Raw genomic sequence first — 19,401 nt, 5'->3', positions numbered from 1 at the left:
TTCAACGTTGCGCCGAGGGCACCTGGCGCCGTTGTGTTTCTTCCTCGAGATAGCTGATCAGCGCGGCCACTTCGGTTTCCCCCAGGCGCATGTTGGGCATCGCCAGCTGGTTGTACTGCGCGTACAACAGCATTGCCAGCGGGTCTTGCTCCGCCAGCATCCGATCCGGCTCCTTCAGCCAGCGCTTGAGCCACTGTTCATCCCGCTGACGGGTCACCCCCAGCAGGTCCGGGCCGATGCCACGGGTGGCACCGGGCTCGGCATCACCCAGGGTATGGCACGACGAGCAGCGGGTACGGAACAGTTGTTCGCCGGCGCTCGGCGGGCGGATATCCGGGGCCTGGGTGTAGTCGCGGCGCTGGGCGCTGGCGGTCTTCCAGTTGTGCAGGCTGTTGGCCAGGCGGTCGGCGAGGATGTACGGGCTTTCGAAGGGCGAGGCCTTCATCCAGCGGCCGGTGGCCTGGTTGCCGATGATCAGGCTGAGGTTGTGGTCCTTGCTGCGGCCGTTCTCCAGTCCTTCGATGTACAGCCCGAGGCTGCGGCGCAGTTGCTCGATGTCGGCGGCTTCGCCAGTGAGCAAGGTCCAGCCGGGGCCGATGGCGAACTTCTCGGCGTAGCGCTTGAGGGTGGCGGGGGTGTCGTTGTAGGGGTCGATGCTGATCGAGTAGATGAAGATGTCCTGGCCGACGCGCTCGCCCAGCAGCTTCTGCACCTGGCGCAGGCGCGCGGTTTCCACCGGGCAGGAGTCGCCGCAGCCGGTGAAGATGAAGTTGATGGCCACCACCTTGTCCTTGATCAGGTCGTCGAAGAAGCGCACCTGTTGGCCGTCCTGGGTGAGCAGGGGGATGTTGGGGAAGTAGTCGGCGCCCCAGGGTGTGGAGGGCGTTGCGCGGGTGCTGGGGGGGAGCGACCAGGCAAGGCTGAGGGGGAGCAGCAGCAGGAGCAGCAGGCGGCAAAGGCGGGGCATGGTTCTACCCTCTGGTCAGGGGACAGGCAAGGACAGCGTGGGAGCGGGCTTGCCCCGCGAACACCGGCAGAGCCGGTGCCACGCGGTGGGTCCATCGCGGGGCAAGCCCGCTCCCACGCCAATCCTCATGGGGGCTTGGCGAAATCAACGGATACTCAGCGGCACCGTCACGCTCTGCCCCAGCGCCGACTTCACCGTCACCGCCGGTGGCGAGGCCGGGCCGCTGCCAGTGGTGGTCACCGACAACTTCCAGCGCGCGCCGCTGCCGCTGGTGGTCAGGGTCGCCAGGCCCAGGTCGAGCGGCCCGCTGGTGGTGTTGGTGGAGACCCGGATACTGTTGCCGGCGGCCACCGAGGTGGTCCCGGCGATTTCCCAGGTCCAGCGGCTGTTGCTGCGCAACTGTACCGTGGCGCTGCTGACCTGGATCTGGTCCATCGGTACCGCCGGCGAGACCGCAATGCTCACCGTGGCCGGCGCCAGCGACTCGAGGCCCTTGGCGTCGCGCGCGGCATAGGTGAAGCTGGCGGTGAATGCCGTGGCGACCGTGGCCGGGGGGGTATAGGTCAGCTGGGTGCCGTTGCTGCTCACCGTGCCCTGGCCGGAGTCGGGCTGAGCCAGGCTGCTGATGCTCAGCGGCAGGTTGCCGTCGGGATCGGTGTCGTTGGCCAGCACGTTGAGCACGATCGGCTTGCCGGCCATGGTCGCGGCGCTGTCGTTCACCGCCACCGGCGGCTTGTTGCTGTCGTTGCCGGGGCCACTGCTGGCAGTGCGGAAGGTCGGCAGGGCGGCGGAGTTGATGTATTCCACGCCATCCCAGCCGGGCAGCGGCGTCGGCATCATCTGGAACTGGCCGGGGTGTTCCAGGTCCCAGCGCAGCAGCATCGAGGTGTCCTCGTGCTGGGTGTTGTGGCAGTGCTCCATGTAGGTGCCGGCGAACTCGCGGAAGCGAATGGCCATTTCCACTTCTTCCGACGAATCAGCATCCGGGCCGATGCGGTACACGTCCTTGCGCGCCCATTTTTCCCATTCCGGCGGCGCCTTGCCGTCGCGGCTGAGGATCACCCCTTCCTCGAAGTGCACGTGCACCGGGTGGCTCCAGCCGTTGCCGCCGTTCTTGATCTTCCACACTTCCAGGGTGCCATCGCCGCTGAAGCCGGCGTCGGTGGCTTCGTTGGCCAGTTGCGGGGCGGCGCTGATACGCCGTGGGTCCATGGTGAAGCCAAAGCCGCCGTCGGTCTTGATAGTCCAGGGCGTGCTGTCGGTGCCGTCGGAGCGGCCGAAGATGAACTCGCGGTGGCGAGCGGCCTTGATCTTGACCTGATCGCTGGCGCTGTTGCGGTCGATGGGCAGGGGGATCATCGCCAGGCCAGCAGCCTTGCCGGGCTTGGCCGGTTCATACAGGCTCGGGTCCATGCTGACGTCCTGGCCGGTGTAGGGCTGCACGATCAGTTGCATGAACTTGCCGACCACCGGGTCGCCGCCATCCCATTCCGGGCCGTTGCTGGTCTGCTTGATCACAGGCTTGTACTTGCCCGACAGCACGTCGGCCAGGGCGATGGGCTGTTTCGGGCCCTTGCCGGTCTCGTGTTCCATGAGGTTGACGAAGTACAGCTTGTCGCCGACCTTGATCCCGTTCCTGGCGAAATTGATGATGATGTCGTAGCGCTCGGCGATGCCCTGCAGCGGCATGATGGCGTTGTTGTCCTGCAGGTTGCCGTCACCGTTGAGGTCCAGGGTGCCGTCGAACGGCACGGCGTGTTCCATGATGTTGCCGTCGTTGGCGATCATGTGGAACGGCACCCGGGCGTAGGAAAGGTTGGAGCCGGTCGGGCCCTTGAACTCGCCGCTGGTGCCGGCGATTTCACGCACCACGGCGAACTTGAAGTAACGCGACACCGAGCCGTTGAGAATGCGGAAGCGGTAGCTGCGCGCGCGCACCTTGAGCTTGGGCTGGTACTGCCAGTTGACCAGGATCTGGTCGCCGAGGAAGCCGTCGGTGTTGAACGGGTTGAACCACAGCTGGCCGTTGGCATCCCAGGCCTTGTCGGCGATCACCAGGTTGACGTCATAGTCGCGGTTGCCCCACGGCATCGCCGCGCCGCTGGGAAAACGCAGGTTGACGCCGTCCTGCAGGGCCTCGTTGCCGCGGTCGATGGCCGAGTAGTAGTTCATCATCACCGCGTTGCCCTTGTAGACGTTCTGCGCGGTGAAGTCGAGCATGTGGTCGTGGAACCAGTGGGTGCTCATGGTCTCGCGCCAGTCGCCGCGTATCTTGATGCTGCCGTTCTCGCAGGTCTTCAGGCCTGGTGAGGCGTCGTTGACGTACAGGGTTTCGCCCGGCGCGCAGGGGAAGGCGGCGCGCGGGTCCTGGGCACGGGTGTTGATGGTGTCGTAGCCGGCCAGCTGGATCGGCCAGCGGTAGTCGTAATATTGGCCGGGGAAGAAGTAGGCGTTGGCGAAGCCGTCGCTCTCGGCCGGCGAGTGGCCGTTATGCTCGTGGGTGGAGATGGTGTGCAGGCCGAAGCCGTTGTTGGCCGATGGGTCGATCGGCAGGGCGTTGTAGTGGCGCATCAGTACCGGCTGGCCGTAGCGCACCATCAGCAGCTTGACCGGGAAGGTGCCGTCGAAGGTCCACAGCGCCTTGTGGCCCTGCAGGGGCATTTTCGGGTGGAAGCGCGTGTCGATGCCCTTGGTGGTGCCCAGGGTGGTGGGGATGTCGGAGGTCTGGTAGTACAGCCCGCCCGGGGCGAATTCACCCTTGGCGTAGTTGTGCAGCTGCTTGCGGTCGCGCAGGCCCTGGTTGATGCGCGCCCCGGCCTGGGCGGTCTTGAACGCGGCCTGGGGGTAGAACTCGTTCCAGCGCTGGTGCGACCAGCCCTTTCCTGGCGGACGGCCTTCGGCGGGCGAGCCGACCCCGCTGCGGTTGAGGAACATCTCGATCTGCGCCTTCCACGGGTTGCGGTCGAGCACGTTGGCGTACTGCGACGGGAACGGCGTCAGCCCCGGCTGGGTCAGGAACGCTTCCAGGGCGTTGCCGTTGGGGCTGCTGCGGGCGGCGTAGTCGGGGTCCTGGGCGGGGGCCGCGCCGATCACGGGCGGCGGGAAGGTCATGGCGTAGGGCGGGGTGGCCGGGTCGAGTTTCTCCGGGCCGAACTCTTCGAACAGCAGCAGTTGCTGAGTGAACGGCTCGGCGCCGAACAAGGGGCTGGGCTTGCCGTTGGTGGGGTACTTGCGCGAAGTCTGCAACGCAGGGGGCAGCACGTTGTTGCTGGTCACGGTGGCGCGGGTGCCGTAGACGCCATTGGTCAGCTCCAGCGAGCCTTCGTTGGCCTCGGGCATCGACTTCAGGGCCTCCAGTGCCGCCGCCTGGGCCGCTGGCGTGGCGGGCGGGTCGCTGTACGCGGAAGGATCGGTAGGAGGTGGCTGGCTCACGTCGTCGAGCGACCCGGCGACCGCGCTGGCCAGCCCCAGGCTGAGCAGCAGTGCCGTGAGGGAGGACAACCTGGACACCTGGGTCGATGTTGCAGCTGGTTTCTTCATTGCCGTATGCCCCGTGTTGTGCAGACTGGCATCTGTTGCCACTCGAGGAGCGGCGATGTGCCTTGAACAGAGGTCAGCAACGGCTGTGCCAAGCGGTAAATGGCCAAACGCCAGTTGTTTCAAGATGTTGCAGTGTTGCGAACGAGAAACGCTCAAGGTGTTGCCGCAAACCTGGGGCTGGACACCCATTGCTGGGTGGGGAATGCTCCCCAGCCGATGTCATCGATCGTCGCAGGGGGCCCACATGGATCCGCTCTATCTCATCGCCCTTGGCGCCATCGTCGCCGGTTTCGTCCAGGGTCTGTCGGGCTTTGCCTTCGGCATGGTGGCCATGTCGTTCTGGGCCTGGGGGCTGGAGCCACGGGTGGCGGCGGTGCTGACCGTGTTCGGTAGCCTTACCGGGCAGTTGATCGCCGTGTTCAGCGTGCGCCGGGGCTTCAGCTGGACGCTGCTGTGGCCCTTCGTGCTGGGCGGGCTGGCGGGGATTCCACTGGGCGTGTGGGTGCTGCCTTACCTGGACATGCTGTGGTTCAAGGCGGTGTTCGGCACGCTGCTGGTGGTGTGGTGCCCACTGATGCTGCTGGCGCCGCGCCTGCCGCGTCTGCAGGGCGGGCGCCTGGCCGATGGCGCGGTGGGCATGGTCGGTGGGGTGCTGGGCGGCATCGGTGGCTTTACCGGCACGGTGCCGACGCTCTGGTGCACCCTGCGCGGGTTCGAGCGCGACACCCAGCGGGCGGTGATCCAGAACTTCAACCTGTCGATGCTGGCGGTGACCATGCTCACCTACCTGGGCAGCGGACTGGTGACCCCGGCGTTGCTGCCGGCGTTCGCGGTAGTGGCGTTGGCGATGGCAGTGCCGACGCTGCTGGGTACGCGGCTGTACCTGGGGATCAGTGAACTGGCGTTTCGCCGGATCGTGCTGGGGCTGCTGACCCTGTCCGGGGTGGCGATGCTGGTGGTCGCGGTACCGGGGTTGCTGGCGCGGGGTTGATACGGCCGATCACTCTCCCCTGTAGGAGCGGCCTTGTGTCGCGAAAGGGCCGCAAAGCGTCCCCGGCGATCTTTGCATCGACGCTGAAATCCAGGGGCCGCTACGCAGCCCTTTCGCGGCACAAGGCCGCTCCTACAGGGAAACGCTTACATTTCGGTCATCGCACAAGACCGCTTCATCACAGGCAGCCAACCCTTGCCCGAACCCGGTGTTCTTGGCACCCTTGCCTGCCTTGCCTCTCGTCACACCCGTAAACAAGGAACCCTCAAGGTGAATTGGGAAAAAGTCGGTAAATCCCTGGTGGGCCTGCTGGCCCTGGTCACCGTCGCCGCCGCGCTCTATGCGGTGCTGCGCGACGACGACCGCCTGCAGGCGCGCCTGACCTACGCCCATCTCACCTATCCGGGCCAGTTCAGCGAGCGTATCAGCCAGGCCAACGACCTGCTCAAGTACGAGCGGCTGCACTCGCAGATCAGCGAGATCGGCGCTGGTTCCCTCAGCCATCCGCAGATCGACAAGCTGGTCGATCTGGCCCAGGCCCCGTATCTGCAGCTGTTTGCCAGGCCGTTCGAGGCCGGATTGGTGGATCACCGCACCGGCCTGCTCATCGAGCTGTACAACCCCGCGCAGACGCCGCTCAAGGCCGTGCACATCCGTTTGCCGGCCAAAGGCCTGGTGCAGGTGCGCGACGCCGCCGGCAATGACACGCTGGTGCCGACGCCCACCAGCAGCATCGACCTGCCGGCCATCGACGGGGTGAGCGAGAGTAAGGTCTGGGTGTACTTCGACGCCGACTATTCGCAGATCCGCCAGGGCGGCATCAGCATCCGCGATGCCGATGGCAGCGCCGATATCCAGGTGACCCGCGAGGTGGTGGGGTTCCCGGCGCTGCTGGCGCGCTACAGCCAGCTGGTGGTGGCGGTGTTTGCCGGGCTGGTGCTGGGGTTGCTGGCGTTGGCGTATGCGTGGCTGGGGCGGAGCAGGGCTGCGGGTGTTTCGCACTCTCTTTAGGTGAGTACGCCGGGCTACTTCCGCGCTTATGAGAAGTGTTGACTTCAACCTCGGCGAACGTGCTTGACCAACACCTTCTCCAGCAACTCCCACATCGCCGGATCGGTACTGAACGCCACATTGAAGCGCATCCAGCCGGTGGCCTTGGCATCGACCATGAACAACTGCCCGGGCCCGAGCATGATGCCTTTCTCCAGGGCATCATCCAGCAGCGCGGCGCTGTCGGGGATCGCCGGATGGCGGGTCCAGATGTACATCCCCTCATCCGATTCGATGAACAGCTCGAAACCCAGCCGGTGCAGGTGCCGGCCCACTTCCTGGTGCGCCTCGGCCAGGCGCTGGCGCAGGCGCTTGAGGTGCTTGCGCCAGCGACCGTCGATGATCGCGGCGTATACCACCCGTTCCATCACCTGCGAAGTGGTCAGGCCCGAGCGCATCTTCAGGTGCAGCAGTTGCTGGGTCAGTTCGGGGTTGGCCAGCAGGTAGCCGACCCGTACGTTGGGTGAAATGCTTTTCGAGTAGCTGCCCACGTACACCACCTGCTGCAAGTGGTCGAGGCTGGCCAGGCACGGCAGCGGGTCGGCGATCATGTCGGCGTAGAGGTTGTTTTCCACCAGGCGGAAACCATGCTGGCTGGCCAGTTGCAGCAAACGGTGCAGCTGCGCCAGCGGGGTGCGCGAGCAGGTCGGGCTGTGCAGGTGTGGCTGGGTGAAGAAGGCCGTTGGGCGGTGGTGGGCCAGCAGGCGCTCTAGCTGGTCGAGGTCGTAGCCGGCCGGAGTGCGAGGCACGCCCACCAGGGTGGCGCCCTGGGTGCGCAGGATGCTCATCAGGTTGGGGTAGCCGGGGTCGTCCACCAGCACTACGTCGCCGGGGCGTACCAGGGTGCGCACGGCCAGGTCCAGGGCCTGGCTGGCGCCGTGGGTGAGCATCAGCTGCGCCGGGTTGGCGACGATCGACAGTTCCTGCTGCAGGTTCTGCGCGGTCAGCGCACGCAGCTCCGGCAGGCCCAGGGGGTCGCCGTAGCCGGACAGCTCCAGCGGGCTGCCGGCCACCTGGCGCAGGCCGCGGCGCAGGCCCTCCTCGTACATCCAGTCGTTGGGCAGCCAGCCGCAACCCGGCTTGAATGGCAACTGGCGGATCTCGAAGATCTGCTGCAGGTACCACTCGGAATTGAAGGTGGGGCGGCTGGTGTCGACTTCGACGTTGTGCTTGTCCAGCAACTCGTTCGCCGCACGATTGACGAAGAACCCCGCATTGCCCTTGCTCACCAGCAACCCTTGGGCCACCAGGCGGTCATAGGCTTCGACCACGGTGAAGGTGCTCACCGAGTAGGTCGAGGCGAACGCCCGGATCGACGGGACCTTGGCCCCGGGCTTGAGGGTCTGGTCGTCGATCAGCGCGCGCAGCCCGTCGATGATCTGGTTGACCAGCGGGGTGGAGGAGTCCGGATGGAGCTGGAGCATTCGGGTGCCTGCAGGGGGTATCGCGGGTGTATTGCATCGGCGGCCTGTACAGTGCAGTGCGATTTTCATGCCGCTGTGCATGGCCCTATGTGTTCGACATTTTTACATTACGTGTCAGATATAGCCAACACAGCACGTACCAGCGCCATGAATAATCACAACATCGCTGCTTTGCCGTCGGGGTTTGCCCCGCACCTTCCTTTCGCCTGGCCGGACGCTTCTCGTCCGTCCCCAGCATGGTTCAGTTCGTCCAGAGGGTTGCCTCTGGCCGCGTAAGCAGGCCGCCACGGATGGCCTGCGTGTGCTCCGCACACCTCCCTGCCCGCAGTAGCACTGATGTACAGGTGAGACCGATAACCATCGGGGTTTCACAGTTTTTCCTTGGATAAAAAGAAGCACGGGGTAAATAACTGATGGACGCAACATCCACATCCACCACCGCGAAGGATGGGCACGAGAGCAAGCTCAGTGCCTCGCTCAAGTCGCGCCACCTGACGATGATGTCGATCGCCGGGGTGATCGGCGGCGCCTTGTTTGTCGGTTCCGGCAGCGTGATCCACAGCGCCGGCCCGGCCGCCGTGCTGGCCTATCTCGCCGGCGGCATCCTGGTGGTGCTGATCATGCGCATGCTCGGCGAAATGGCGACCTCCTCGCCGGACACCGGCTCGTTCTCCACCTACGCCGACCGCGCCATTGGCCGTTGGGCCGGTTTCACCATCGGCTGGCTGTACTGGTGGTACTGGGTGATCCTCATGGCCTGGGAGGCCTACGTGGCGGGCAAGATCCTGCACGGTTTCTTCCCCGACGTGAGCGTCAACGTGTTCGTGCTGGCCACGACGCTGCTGCTGATCACCGTCAACTTCTTCAACGTCAAGCACTACGGCGAGTTCGAGTTCTGGTTCGCGCTGATCAAGGTGGTGGCGATCGTCTGCTTCCTGGTGGTGTGCACCGCCGCGGTGATGAACATCTGGCAGTTCGGCGAAGTGCGCGGTATCACTCATTTGACTGCCGAAGGCTTCATGCCCAACGGCATCACCACGGTGATTGGGGCCTTACTGGGGGTGATGTTTGCCTTCCTTGGCGCCGAGATCGTCACCATCGCGGCCTCCGAGGCGAAGGATCCGGCCACCCAGATCGTCAAGGCGACCAACTCGGTGGTGTGGCGGGTATGTCTGTTCTACGTCGGCTCGATCTTCCTGATCGTCTGCCTGGTACCGTGGAACGACCCGCACCTGGGCGTTTCCGGCTATGGCGCCTACCGCCGTACCCTGGAGCTGCTGGGCGTGCCGTATGCCGAGTTGCTGATGAACTTCGTGGTGTTGACCTCGGTGAGCAGCTGCCTGATCTCCGGCCACTACACCGCCTCGCGCATGCTGTTCTCCCTGGCCCAGCGCGGCGACGCGCCGCGCCTGTTCAAGTACACCCGCACCGGTACCGGCGTGCCGGTGAATGCGATCATCGGCTCGTGCCTGGTGGCGGTGTTCTGCGCGCTGATCAACTTCAGCGACACCCTGCGGCCGAAGGACGTGCTGGAAACCCTGATGAACACCACCGGCATGATCGCCCTGCTGGTGTACCTGGTGATCGCCTTCTCGCAGTTGCGCATGCGCCGCAAGCTGATCGCCGAGGGCAAGGAAGTGCGCCTGAAGATGTGGCTGTTCCCGTGGCTGACCTACCTGGTGATCCTGTTCATCGTGGCGGCCCTGGTGACCATGGCCTTCATGCCTGACTACCAGATCCTGGTGATTTCCACCGGCATCGCCGCGGCGATCGTGGTGGCGATGGGCGTGGTGCACCAGATCCGTACCGCCACGCGTCACTGATCGCGGCAGTGCCTCTGGCAACGGCCGGTCCCTTTTAAGGGATCGGCCGTTTTCATTTGTGGGCATCGCCTCCTTTGCCAGTCAGATCATCCTTACGTTGCTACATGCCGACATGGCTTATGCTGCACACAATTGCCCTACAAGGAGTCGCCCATGGCCTGGTCCGCCACCCAGTATTCGTTGTTCGAAGACGAACGCACCCGCGCCGTGCGCGATCTGCTGGCTGCCGTGCCGGCGCGTCCGGCGCGGCACGCCACGGACCTGGGCTGCGGCCCCGGCAACTCTACCGAGGTATTGCTGCAGCGCTGTCCGGATGCCCAGGTCGTCGCTCTGGACAGCGACCCGGACATGATCGACAAGGCCCGGCAACGGCCACGCCTGAGCATTCCGCGGGTGCGCTGCGAGATTGGCGAGATTGCCAGCTGGACGGCCCACGAGCCTCAGGACCTGATCCTTGCTAACGCGTCGCTACAGTGGGTGCCGGACCACGCCAAGCTTTACCCGCACCTGGTGCGGCAACTGAGCGAGGGCGCCAGCCTGGCCGTGCAGACCCCCGACAACCTCGATGAGCCGGCGCACCGGCAACTGCGCGAGATTGCCAGCCAGGGGCCCTGGGCCGGGAAGTTCGCCGATTTCAGCCTGCCGCCGCGGCACAACGCCGGCTTCTACTACGACCTGCTCAGCCCGCTGTGTACGCGGGTGGATGTGTGGCGCACCACCTATCACCACCCGCTGGAAGGTGGTGCCGAGGCGGTGGTGGAGTGGTTCAAGGGCTCGGCGCTGCGGCCTTACCTGGCGCGGCTGGATGAGCAGGAGCAGGCGAGTTTCCTGCAGCTTTACCTGCAGGCCATGCAGCGTGACTATCCGCCGGCCAGCGATGGCAGGGTGTTGTTGCCGTTCCCGCGGTTATTCGTGGTGGCGACGCGCTAGGCGCCAGATCACGCAGGCGTAGACCCCCAGGTTGAGCAGCAGCACGACGGTGCCCAGCCACAGCTGGATCTGTGGGGTCAGGCCGGCGGGGTAGATCACTGGCCAGACGTAGTGTTCGACGAAACCGCCGTGGTAGCCGGCGTCGCCGGCGGCGGTGCGCAGGTGGTTTTCCCAGTCGGTCAGGGGGCACTCCAGGTGCAGGCCTTCCACGGCCAGGCCCCAGGCGAGGGCGGGGAGGTGGATCAGCAGGGCGCGGCGGCGCCAGAGCACCAGCAGGCCGCCGAACAGGACCAGCAGGATGAACGAGAGGTGGAACAGGACCAGGGTGTCGGCGGCCAGGCGGTAGAACATGGTGGGTGGGGCCTTGCTGTTGGAGTCGGGTTAGTTTGTCATGGTTTTTTGATTCTGGGTTTCTGGGTTTCTGGGTTTTTGAGGCTGGGCGGTAGTTGTTTTGATAGTTGTATGCGCATTCATTTGCGATGTCGACGCTTATTCACCTTTCCGCCCTTACGGCGGGTAACTTTTTGAAGGATCAAAAAGTCACCAAAAAATCCTCGCTCCATTCATCCGGCCCTCCGCTTCGCTCCGGGTTCCCTCACTCCGGCCTTGCTCCCGGGAGGACCGCGCTGTAGGGCCCATCCTGGGCCCCAGCGCTTGACGGGCATCCATGCCCGTCACCTCCCTCCGCAAGGCCTGCGTTCGGCCTCCTGAAGTCGCGAAGTTACGGGCGGCGCCTGGACTGGCGCCGCTGTCGCTAGTTTAAATCTAATTAATCTCTCGATCGCATCGCGGGGCAAGCCCGCTCCTACACGACAGTCGCCGTTATATAGATCCCTGTAGGAGCGGGCTTGCCCCGCGAAAGGGCCGGTAGAATCAATACATAACTAACTGTCAAACAACTAACTTCGCATCTCTTGCTCTTGCTCTTGCTCTTGCTCTTGCTCTTGCTCTTGCTCTTGCTCTTGCTCTTGCTCTTGCTTCTAAGCGCGCAATAGTTCAGGCAACACCAATTGCGACTTCAGGAGGCCGAGCGGAGTTCTTGCGAAGGGAGGTGACGGCCATGGATGGCCGTCAAGCGCTGCGCCCCAGGATGGGGCGTTCAGCGCGGTCCTCCCGGGAGCAAGAACGGAGCGAGGGAACCCCGGAGCGCAGCGTAGGGGCCGGATGAACGGAGCGGGGCGGCTTTGGTTACTTTGGCCAAGACCAAAGTAACCCGCCGTAAGGGCGGAAAGGTGCCTAAATGTCGTTATATTCTACGAATGCGCATACAAAAACCAAAACAATCACCAAAGGCCCAGACCCACCCCCAGACCCACCCCTAAATCCCCTCCAAAACCATCTCCAAAAACGTAGCCACCACCCGCCGCGTCCTCTGCTCACTCAAACAAACCAGCGTCTCGGTCAAATGCCGCCGACAATCCACAATCGGCAAAGCACAAACCCGCGCATCAGCCCCAAACTCCGCCGCCGAAACAACCCCCACGCCAATCCCCACCACCACCGCCTCCCGCGCCGCCTCACGCCCCTCGACCTGGATAGCCGGCCGGATCCGCAACCCGGCCCGTTGCATTTCCTCCTCCAGCGTCTGCCGCGTCACCGACCCCGGCTCACGCAGCACCAACGGCGTGTCATCCAGGTCCGCCAGGCTGATCTGCCCCCGGCTTGCCCACGGATGGTTGTGCGAAACGAACGCCACCATCGGGTCACGCCGCATCGGCACGCAGAACAACCGCTCATCATCGACATCGCGCCCGAGCAGGGCCAGGTCCGCCTGGTAGCTGAACAGCCGGGCCAGCGACTCGTCGGTGTTGCCGGTCTCGATCTTCACCTGGATCCCCGGATAGCGCTGGCAGAACCGGGCGATCTGCGGCAGTACGTGCACCGGCGCGTCCACCGCCAGGGTCAGGCTGCCGGTGTGCAGGGCGCGGGAGTCCTGCAGCAGCTCCACGGCCTCGGCCTCACAGGCGAACAGACGCTGGGTCACGCCCAGCAAGCGCTCGCCCAGGTCGGTCAGCTGCACCGAGCGCTTGTTGCGCTGGAACAGCAGCACACCGAAGCGCTCCTCGAGCTTGCGCACCTGGTCGGACACCGCCGGCTGGGTCAAAAACAGCTTCTGCGCCGCACGGGTGAAGCTGCCCTGTTCGGCGACTGCATGAAAGGCCTTGAGTTGAGCATGGGAGACCGACATCGAACACTCCGCTTACAAGCTGGGCTTATGTGTGAAATACGATAAATCGATTTTATTTATCAGTCAGCAGCTGTTTCCATGTGTTTCAACCCGGCTGCGCCGCCACGAGCGGCGCCATGTCGGCCATGGCGGCACCACCGCCATCTGACCAGGTGACGTCCCTCCGTCACGCAGTGCGCAACACAACAACAAGACAGGCGTTTCTTCACATTCTGCCGGCACACTCAAGCAAGAGGTCAGAGTCAATGAATCAATCCCTGGGCGCTATCAAACGCTGGCGCGTGCAGATCTTCGCGATCACCTGGCTGGCCTACGCCGCCTTCTACTTCACCCGCAAAGCCTTCTCGGTGGCCAAGCTCGGTATCGGCGAGGATCCGAATTTCATGCTCGACAAGGCCGCCATGGCCAACCTCGATGCGATCTACCTGGCCGCCTACGCCGTGGGCCAGTTCACCTGGGGCATGCTCGCCGACCGCTTTGGCCCCCGTGTGGTGGTGCTGGGCGGGCTGCTGATCTCGGCGGCGGCCGCGGTGGTGATGGGCAGTTACGCGACCTTCCCGATCTTCGCCACCTGCATGCTGATCCAGGGGCTGGCGCAGTCCACCGGCTGGGCGGGGCTGTGCAAGAACATCGGCAGTTTCTTCCCGGCCTCCCAGCGCGGACGGGTGCTGGGGCTGTGGAGTTCGTGCTACGCCTTCGGCGGCCTGGTGGCCTCGCCGTTCGCCGGCTGGTGGGCCTACACCCTGGTCGGCACCTGGCATGCGGCGTTCTTCTCCAGCGCCGTGGTGGTGGCCGTGGTGGCGGTGCTGTTCTTCATTTTCCAGCGCAACAAGCCCGAGGACGTCGGCTTGCCGGCGGTAGAGCCCGAGCCGCAGAGCATGGCCCCGGGGGGCAATCTGTGCAGCGTGTGGGCGCCGCTGCGCGAGATCCTGCGCAACCGCACGGTGCTGACCCTGGGCCTGGCCTACTTCATGCTCAAACCTGCGCGCTACGCCATCCTGCTGTGGGGCCCGGTGATCGTCTTCGAGCAGATGCCGTCGGTGGGCAAGGTCGGCGCGGCGATCATTCCCACGGCCTTCGAACTGGCCGGGTTGCTCGGGCCGATCCTCATCGGCCTGGCCTCGGACAAACTGTTCGGCGCCCGGCGCATGCCGGCCTGCGTGATCAGCCTGGTGCTGCTGACCCTGACCCTGGCCGGTTTCATGGCGGCGATGCACAGCGGCAGCGTGCTGCTGGTGGTGGCCCTGCTGTTTGTGATGGGCCTGACCCTGTATGGCCCGGACTCGATGATCAGCGGCGCCGCGGCCATCGACTTCGGCACGGCCAAGGCCGGCGCCACCGCGGCCGGTTTCGTCAATGGCTGCGGCTCGGTGGGTGCGGTGCTCGGCGGCCTGCTGCCCGGTTACTTCGACAGCGTCACGGTGTTTATCGTCTTCGCCGGCACGGCGCTGTTCTCCGCCCTGGTGCTGCTGCCGCACTGGAACAGCCGCCCGGCAACAGCACCCCAGGCCACCGATGTGGCACCCAACACCAGCATGGCGATCAAGCCACTGCGTACCTAAAGGAAAGCAAGTAGATGAGACCCTTCTGGCTGCAACAGGCCCTGGACCAGGAAGACCAGGCGCCGTGCCCGCCGCTTGCCGGCGACGTGCGCTGCGACGTGTGCATCGTCGGCGGTGGCTACACCGGCTTGTGGACCGCGCTGATGATCAAGGAACAGGCGCCGCAGCTGGAGGTGCTGCTGCTCGAGGCGGACATCTGCGGCGCCGGGGCCAGCGGGCGCAACGGTGGCTGCGCGCTGTCCTGGTCGGCCAAGTACTTCACCCTCGAGCGCTTGTTCGGCGTGGCCGAGGCGGTGCGCCTGGTGCGCGAGTCCGAGCGCAGCATCGGCGCCATCGGCGAGTTCTGCGCGGCCAACGGCATTCGCTGCGACTACCGCATGGACGGCACGCTCTACACCGCCACCAACCAGGCCCAGCTCGGTGGCACCGATGCGGTGATCGCCGCGCTGGAGCAGCAGGGGATCAATTCGTTTCAGCGCCTGGCGCTGGAGCAGGTGCAGCGCCTGGCCGGCTCCGACCGGCATCTGGAGGGCTGGTACTCGCCGGCCGCGGCCACGGTGCAGCCGGGGCGGCTGGTGCGCGGCCTGCGCCGGGTGGCCTTGCAGCGTGGCGTGCGCATCCACGAGGGCACGGCGATGACCGGCCTGGAGCATGGCGCGCCGGTGCAGGTGCGCACCCGCGCCGGCACCGTCCGCGCCGACCGCGTGGTGCTGGGCCTCAATGCCTGGATGGCGCGGGCCTTCCCGCAGTTCGGGCGCAGCGTGGCGATCGTCTCCAGCGACATGGTGATCACCGAGCCGTGCCCCGAGCTGCTGGGCCGGATCGGCCTGGACAGTGGCGTCAGCGTGCTCGACTCGCGGATCTTCGTGCACTACTACCACAACACTTCCGATGGCCGGTTGATGCTCGGCAAGGGCGGCAATACCTTTGCTTATGGCGGGCGCATGCTGCCGGTGTTCGACCAGCCGTCGCCGTACCAGCCGCTGCTGCGCGAAAGCCTGGCCGAGTTCTTCCCGGCGCTGGCCGAGGTGCCGCTGGCGGCCAGTTGGAACGGGCCGTCGGACCGCTCGGTGACCGGGCTGCCGTTCTTCGGTCGGCTCGATGGGCAGGGCAACGTGTTCTACGGCTTCGGTTACTCCGGCAGCGGGGTGGGGCCGTGCCACATGGGCGGGCAGATCCTGTCGTCGCTGGCACTCGGGCTGGACAACGCCTGGACCCGCTCGCCGCTGGTCAAGGGGCCGCTGGGGCAGTTCCCGCCGGAACCGGTGCGCTACCTGGGCTCGTTGCTGGTGCGCAATGCCATCCGCCGCAAGGAGCGCGCCGAAGACCGCGGTGTGCGGCCGCGCCGGCTGGACGTGCGCCTGGCGAAGTTCGCGGCGGCGGCGGGGAAGGCGGACAAGGGCTGAGCTCCCATGTGGGTTATGCGATTTCTTGTCGAACCCGGTGCGCAGGGCGTATAAACTCTCCCCACTTTATTAAGGCCGGTCGCTTCCTGAACCGGCCGCGGAAACAAAGAGAGTCGATATGGGCGCACAGTGGAAAGCCAAACATAGAGAAACAGCGGCCAATGCCAAAGGCAAGATCATGGGCAAGCTGGCCAAGGAGATCCAGATCGCTGCCAAGTCCGGTGCCGACCCGGACATGAACCCGCGCCTGCGCCTGGCCATCGTCCAGGCCAAGAAAGCCTCGATGACCCGTGAGACCCTGGAGCGTGCGATCAAGAAAGGCGCAGGCCTGGACGGCGAGGCCGTGCAGTACCATGCGGTCAGCTACGAAGGCTTCGCCCCGCACCAGGTGCCGCTGATCGTCGAGTGCCTGACCGACAACATCAACCGTACCGTGGCGCAGATCCGCGTGCTGTTCCGCAAGGGTCAGCTCGGCGCCAGCGGTTCGGTGGCCTGGGACTTCAACCATGTCGGCCTGATCGAGGCCACCCCGGAAGGCGACGCCGACCCGGAAATGGCGGCCATCGAAGCCGGTGCCCAGGACTTCGAGGATGGTGAGGAAGAGGGTTCGACCCTGTTCATCACCGACACCACCGACCTCGACGCCGTGCAGAAGGCCCTGCCGGAGCATGGCTTCACCGTCACCTCGGCGAAGATCGGCTACACCCCGAAGAACCCGGTGAGCGCCGCCAGCCTGAGCGCCGAAGCGCTGGCCGAGGTCGAGGCCTTCCTCGAGGCGATCGACGAGAACGAAGACGTGCAGAACGTCTATGTCGGCCTGACCGACTGATCCGCGCGTCATCCTCGCGGGGCAAGCCCACTCCCAGCATATCTGTGGGAGCGGGCTTGCCCCGCGATCATTTCCGGACCCGTGCCATGCACCCCACCTTCGCCTCCCTCAGCCTCGCCCACCTGCGCACCCTCGACTGCCTCCTGCAGCTGAAGAACCTCAGCCACGCCGCCGAGCGCCTGGGCTGCAGCCAATCGGCCCTGAGCCGCCAGCTGGCCAGCCTGCGCGAGGCCTTCGATGACCCGCTGCTGGTGCGCCAGGGCCGTGGCTATGTACTCAGCGAGCACGCCGAGGCGCTGGTCGAGCCGTTGCGCCAGGTGCTGGAGGAGCTCAACGCCCTGCGCCAGCCCGCGGCGTTCGACCCGGCGCGCTGCGAGCGGCGCTTCTGCCTCGCCGCCTCCGACTACGTGGCCGAGCACATGCTGCCGCAGCTGGTCGCGGTGCTGGAGCAGGAAGCGCCGGGCGTGTCGCTGGAGTACCGCACCTGGCAGGCTGGGCAGTACGCCTTGCTTGCCAGCGGCGAGATCGACCTGGCCACCACGTTGTTCGACGAATCGCCGCCCAACCTGCACGGCCGGCTGCTGGGCGAGGACCGGGCGGTGTGCCTGATGCGCCATGACCATCCGCTGAGCACCCGCGCCGAGCTGAGCCAGGACGACTACCTGGTCTTCAAGCATGTGCGGGTGTCCGGGGGCGGCGACAAGGACAGCTTCATCGACCGTCATTTGCGCGCCCAGGGGCTGCAGCGGCGCATCAGCCTGGAGGTGCCGTTCTTCAGTGCCATGGTCCAGGTGCTCGGCAATGGCCAGGCCCTGGCTACAGTGCCCGAGCACATCGCCCGGCAACTGGCGCGGCTGCACGGCCTGAGCTGGCGGCCGATGGGCTTCATCGACCACACCCAGCGCTACTGGGTGGTGTGGCACCAGCGCCTGCAGGCCTCGGCCGAGCACCGCTGGCTGCGCAACCGGGTATTCGAGGTGTGGCGCCAGTCGCAGTTCGGCGTGCAAGGTGGGCATGCGCCTTCGCCATAGCAGCTATGCGCGAAGCGGGGTTATTCGCAAGCCGGCAGGCGCCTAGACTGCGGGCATTGTGTTGCCTGTGCCGGCCTCTTCGCGGGGCAAGCCCGCTCCTACAGGATTGCGCGGTCCCTGTAGGAGCGGGCTTGCCCCGCGAAGAGGCCGGCACACGCACCTGACAATCCACAGGAGAGCCCCCGTGACCCCCGAACAATTCCGCCAGTACGGCCACCAACTGATCGACCTGATCGCCGACTACCGCCAGACCGTCGGCGAGCGCCCGGTCATGGCCCAGGTCCAGCCGGGCTACCTCAAGGCCGCCTTGCCCGAGGGCGCGCCGCAGCAAGGCGAACCGTTCGAAGCCATCCTCGCCGACGTCGACAAGCTGGTGATGCCCGGCCTGTCCCACTGGCAGCATCCGGACTTCTACGGTTACTTCCCCTCCAACGGCACCCTGTCGTCGGTGCTCGGCGATTTCCTCAGCACCGGCCTGGGCGTGCTCGGCCTGTCGTGGCAGTCCAGCCCGGCACTGAGCGAGCTGGAGGAAACCACCCTCGACTGGCTGCGCCAGCTGCTGGGCCTGAGCGGGCAGTGGAGCGGGGTGATCCAGGACACTGCCTCGACCAGCACCCTGGTGGCATTGATCAGCGCCCGCGAACGCGCCACCGACCACGCCCAGGTGCACGGCGGCCTGCAGGCCCAGGCCAGGCCATTGATCGTCTACGTCAGCGCCCACGCCCACAGCTCGGTGGACAAGGCCGCGCTGCTGGCCGGATTCGGCCGCGACAATATCCGCCTGATCCCCACCGACGCCCGCTACGCCATGCGTCCGGAGGCGCTGCGCGAGGCCATCGAGCAGGACCTGGCCGCCGGCAACCAGCCCTGCGCCGTGGTCGCCACCACCGGCACCACCACCACTACCGCGCTGGACCCGCTGCGTCCCATCGGCGAGATCGCCCAGGCCAACCAGCTGTGGCTGCATGTGGACTCGGCCATGGCCGGCTCGGCGATGATCCTTCCGGAGTGCCGCTGGATGTGGGACGGCATCGAGCTGGCCGACTCGGTGGTGGTCAACGCCCACAAATGGCTGGGTGTGGCCTTCGACTGCTCGATCTACTACGTGCGCGATCCGCAGCATCTGATCCGGGTGATGAGCACCAACCCCAGCTACTTGCAATCGGCGGTCGATGGCGAGGTGAAGAACCTGCGCGATTGGGGCATCCCGCTGGGGCGCCGGTTCCGCGCGCTGAAACTGTGGTTCATGCTGCGCAGCGAAGGGGTCGAGGCCCTGCAGCAACGCCTGCGTCGCGACCTGGACAACGCCCGTTGGCTGGCTGCCCAGGTCGAGGCGACGGCGCAGTGGGAAGTGCTGGCGCCGGTGCAATTGCAGACCCTGTGCATCCGTCATTGCCCGGCGGGCCTCGCGGGTGAGGCGCTGGATGCCCATACCCGTGCCTGGGCCGAACGTCTCAACAATTCGGGCGATGCCTACGTGACCCCGGCGACTCTCGACGGGCGCTGGATGGTGCGGGTGTCGGTGGGGGCGCTGCCGACCGAGCGTGCGCATGTCGAGCGGCTGTGGGCCCGGTTGCAGGCGGTAGTGGCCGAGTAACGCGGCAAACTCAAGCGCTGAACGCTGTCGCGGGGGGGGGGCGCCCCCCCCCCCCCGGGGGGG

General features: G+C 65.9%; 13 protein-coding genes and 1 pseudogene. 9 read left to right on the top strand and 5 right to left on the bottom strand.

Features of this window, described 5'->3' with window-relative positions; all coding sequences use genetic code 11:
• Position 1: 1 nt before the first annotated feature.
• Together NMG10_RS08340 and NMG10_RS08335 are read right to left on the bottom strand one after the other, a co-directional pair.
• A complete protein-coding gene (locus NMG10_RS08340; protein ID WP_232855590.1) occupies positions 2-967 on the bottom strand; it encodes an SCO family protein in 966 nt (321 codons plus the stop codon).
• A 144-nt stretch (positions 968-1,111) separates the two neighbouring features.
• Entirely contained in the window at positions 1,112-4,507 is a 3,396-nt protein-coding gene (locus tag NMG10_RS08335; protein ID WP_254464155.1) for an Ig-like domain-containing protein, read from the bottom strand.
• 244 nt (positions 4,508-4,751) lie between these two features.
• On the opposite strand from NMG10_RS08335, the gene NMG10_RS08330 reads away from it, so the two are divergent.
• The gene (locus NMG10_RS08330) at positions 4,752-5,498 is read left to right on the top strand and encodes a sulfite exporter TauE/SafE family protein (protein ID WP_186734299.1); all 747 of its coding nucleotides are present in this window, start codon (positions 4,752-4,754) and stop codon (positions 5,496-5,498) included.
• 270 nt (positions 5,499-5,768) lie between these two features.
• The gene (locus NMG10_RS08325; protein ID WP_254464154.1) at positions 5,769-6,509 is read left to right on the top strand and encodes a hypothetical protein; all 741 of its coding nucleotides are present in this window, start codon (positions 5,769-5,771) and stop codon (positions 6,507-6,509) included.
• A gap of 44 nt (positions 6,510-6,553) precedes the next feature.
• On the opposite strand, the gene NMG10_RS08320 is transcribed toward NMG10_RS08325, so the two are convergent.
• Complete coding sequence (locus NMG10_RS08320; protein WP_186715225.1) at positions 6,554-7,972, bottom strand: PLP-dependent aminotransferase family protein; 1,419 nt, start codon at positions 7,970-7,972, stop codon at positions 6,554-6,556.
• A gap of 413 nt (positions 7,973-8,385) precedes the next feature.
• On the opposite strand from NMG10_RS08320, the gene NMG10_RS08315 reads away from it, so the two are divergent.
• The gene (locus NMG10_RS08315; RefSeq protein ID WP_234560700.1) at positions 8,386-9,795 is read left to right on the top strand and encodes an amino acid permease; all 1,410 of its coding nucleotides are present in this window, start codon (positions 8,386-8,388) and stop codon (positions 9,793-9,795) included.
• Between the two features lie 153 nt (positions 9,796-9,948).
• Positions 9,949-10,725, top strand: a complete 777-nt coding sequence (gene tam / locus NMG10_RS08310; protein ID WP_254464153.1) for a trans-aconitate 2-methyltransferase — start codon at positions 9,949-9,951, stop codon at positions 10,723-10,725.
• On the opposite strand, the gene NMG10_RS08305 is transcribed toward tam, so the two are convergent.
• Both NMG10_RS08305 and NMG10_RS08300 read right to left on the bottom strand, forming a co-directional pair.
• Positions 10,702-11,076, bottom strand: a complete 375-nt coding sequence (locus tag NMG10_RS08305; RefSeq protein WP_232855585.1) for a DUF2784 domain-containing protein — start codon at positions 11,074-11,076, stop codon at positions 10,702-10,704. The genes tam and NMG10_RS08305 overlap by 24 nt on opposite strands.
• A gap of 967 nt (positions 11,077-12,043) precedes the next feature.
• Complete coding sequence (locus NMG10_RS08300) at positions 12,044-12,913, bottom strand: LysR substrate-binding domain-containing protein (RefSeq protein WP_186733062.1); 870 nt, start codon at positions 12,911-12,913, stop codon at positions 12,044-12,046.
• Positions 12,914-13,158: 245 nt separating this feature from the next.
• On the opposite strand from NMG10_RS08300, the pseudogene NMG10_RS08295 reads away from it, so the two are divergent.
• The 5 genes and pseudogenes from NMG10_RS08295 to NMG10_RS08275 form a co-directional block, all read left to right on the top strand.
• A pseudogene (locus NMG10_RS08295) lies at positions 13,159-14,406 on the top strand (MFS transporter); the annotation flags it as partial.
• A gap of 83 nt (positions 14,407-14,489) precedes the next feature.
• Complete coding sequence (locus NMG10_RS08290) at positions 14,490-15,881, top strand: FAD-dependent oxidoreductase (RefSeq protein WP_254464152.1); 1,392 nt, start codon at positions 14,490-14,492, stop codon at positions 15,879-15,881.
• Positions 15,882-15,999: 118 nt separating this feature from the next.
• Entirely contained in the window at positions 16,000-16,710 is a 711-nt protein-coding gene (locus NMG10_RS08285) for a YebC/PmpR family DNA-binding transcriptional regulator (RefSeq protein ID WP_198745486.1), read from the top strand.
• A gap of 86 nt (positions 16,711-16,796) precedes the next feature.
• Positions 16,797-17,741 (top strand): LysR family transcriptional regulator, encoded by a 945-nt coding sequence (locus NMG10_RS08280; RefSeq protein WP_254464151.1) that lies wholly within the window; start codon positions 16,797-16,799, stop codon positions 17,739-17,741.
• Between the two features lie 184 nt (positions 17,742-17,925).
• Positions 17,926-19,338, top strand: a complete 1,413-nt coding sequence (locus NMG10_RS08275) for a pyridoxal-dependent decarboxylase (protein ID WP_203652324.1) — start codon at positions 17,926-17,928, stop codon at positions 19,336-19,338.
• Positions 19,339-19,401: the final 63 nt, after the last annotated feature.

Origin of the sequence: Pseudomonas sp. DVZ6, from assembly GCF_024259445.1 — a bacterium.
Classification (GTDB): domain Bacteria; phylum Pseudomonadota; class Gammaproteobacteria; order Pseudomonadales; family Pseudomonadaceae; genus Aquipseudomonas; species Aquipseudomonas peradeniyensis.
This window is presented reverse-complemented; position numbering and strand designations above follow the sequence as displayed.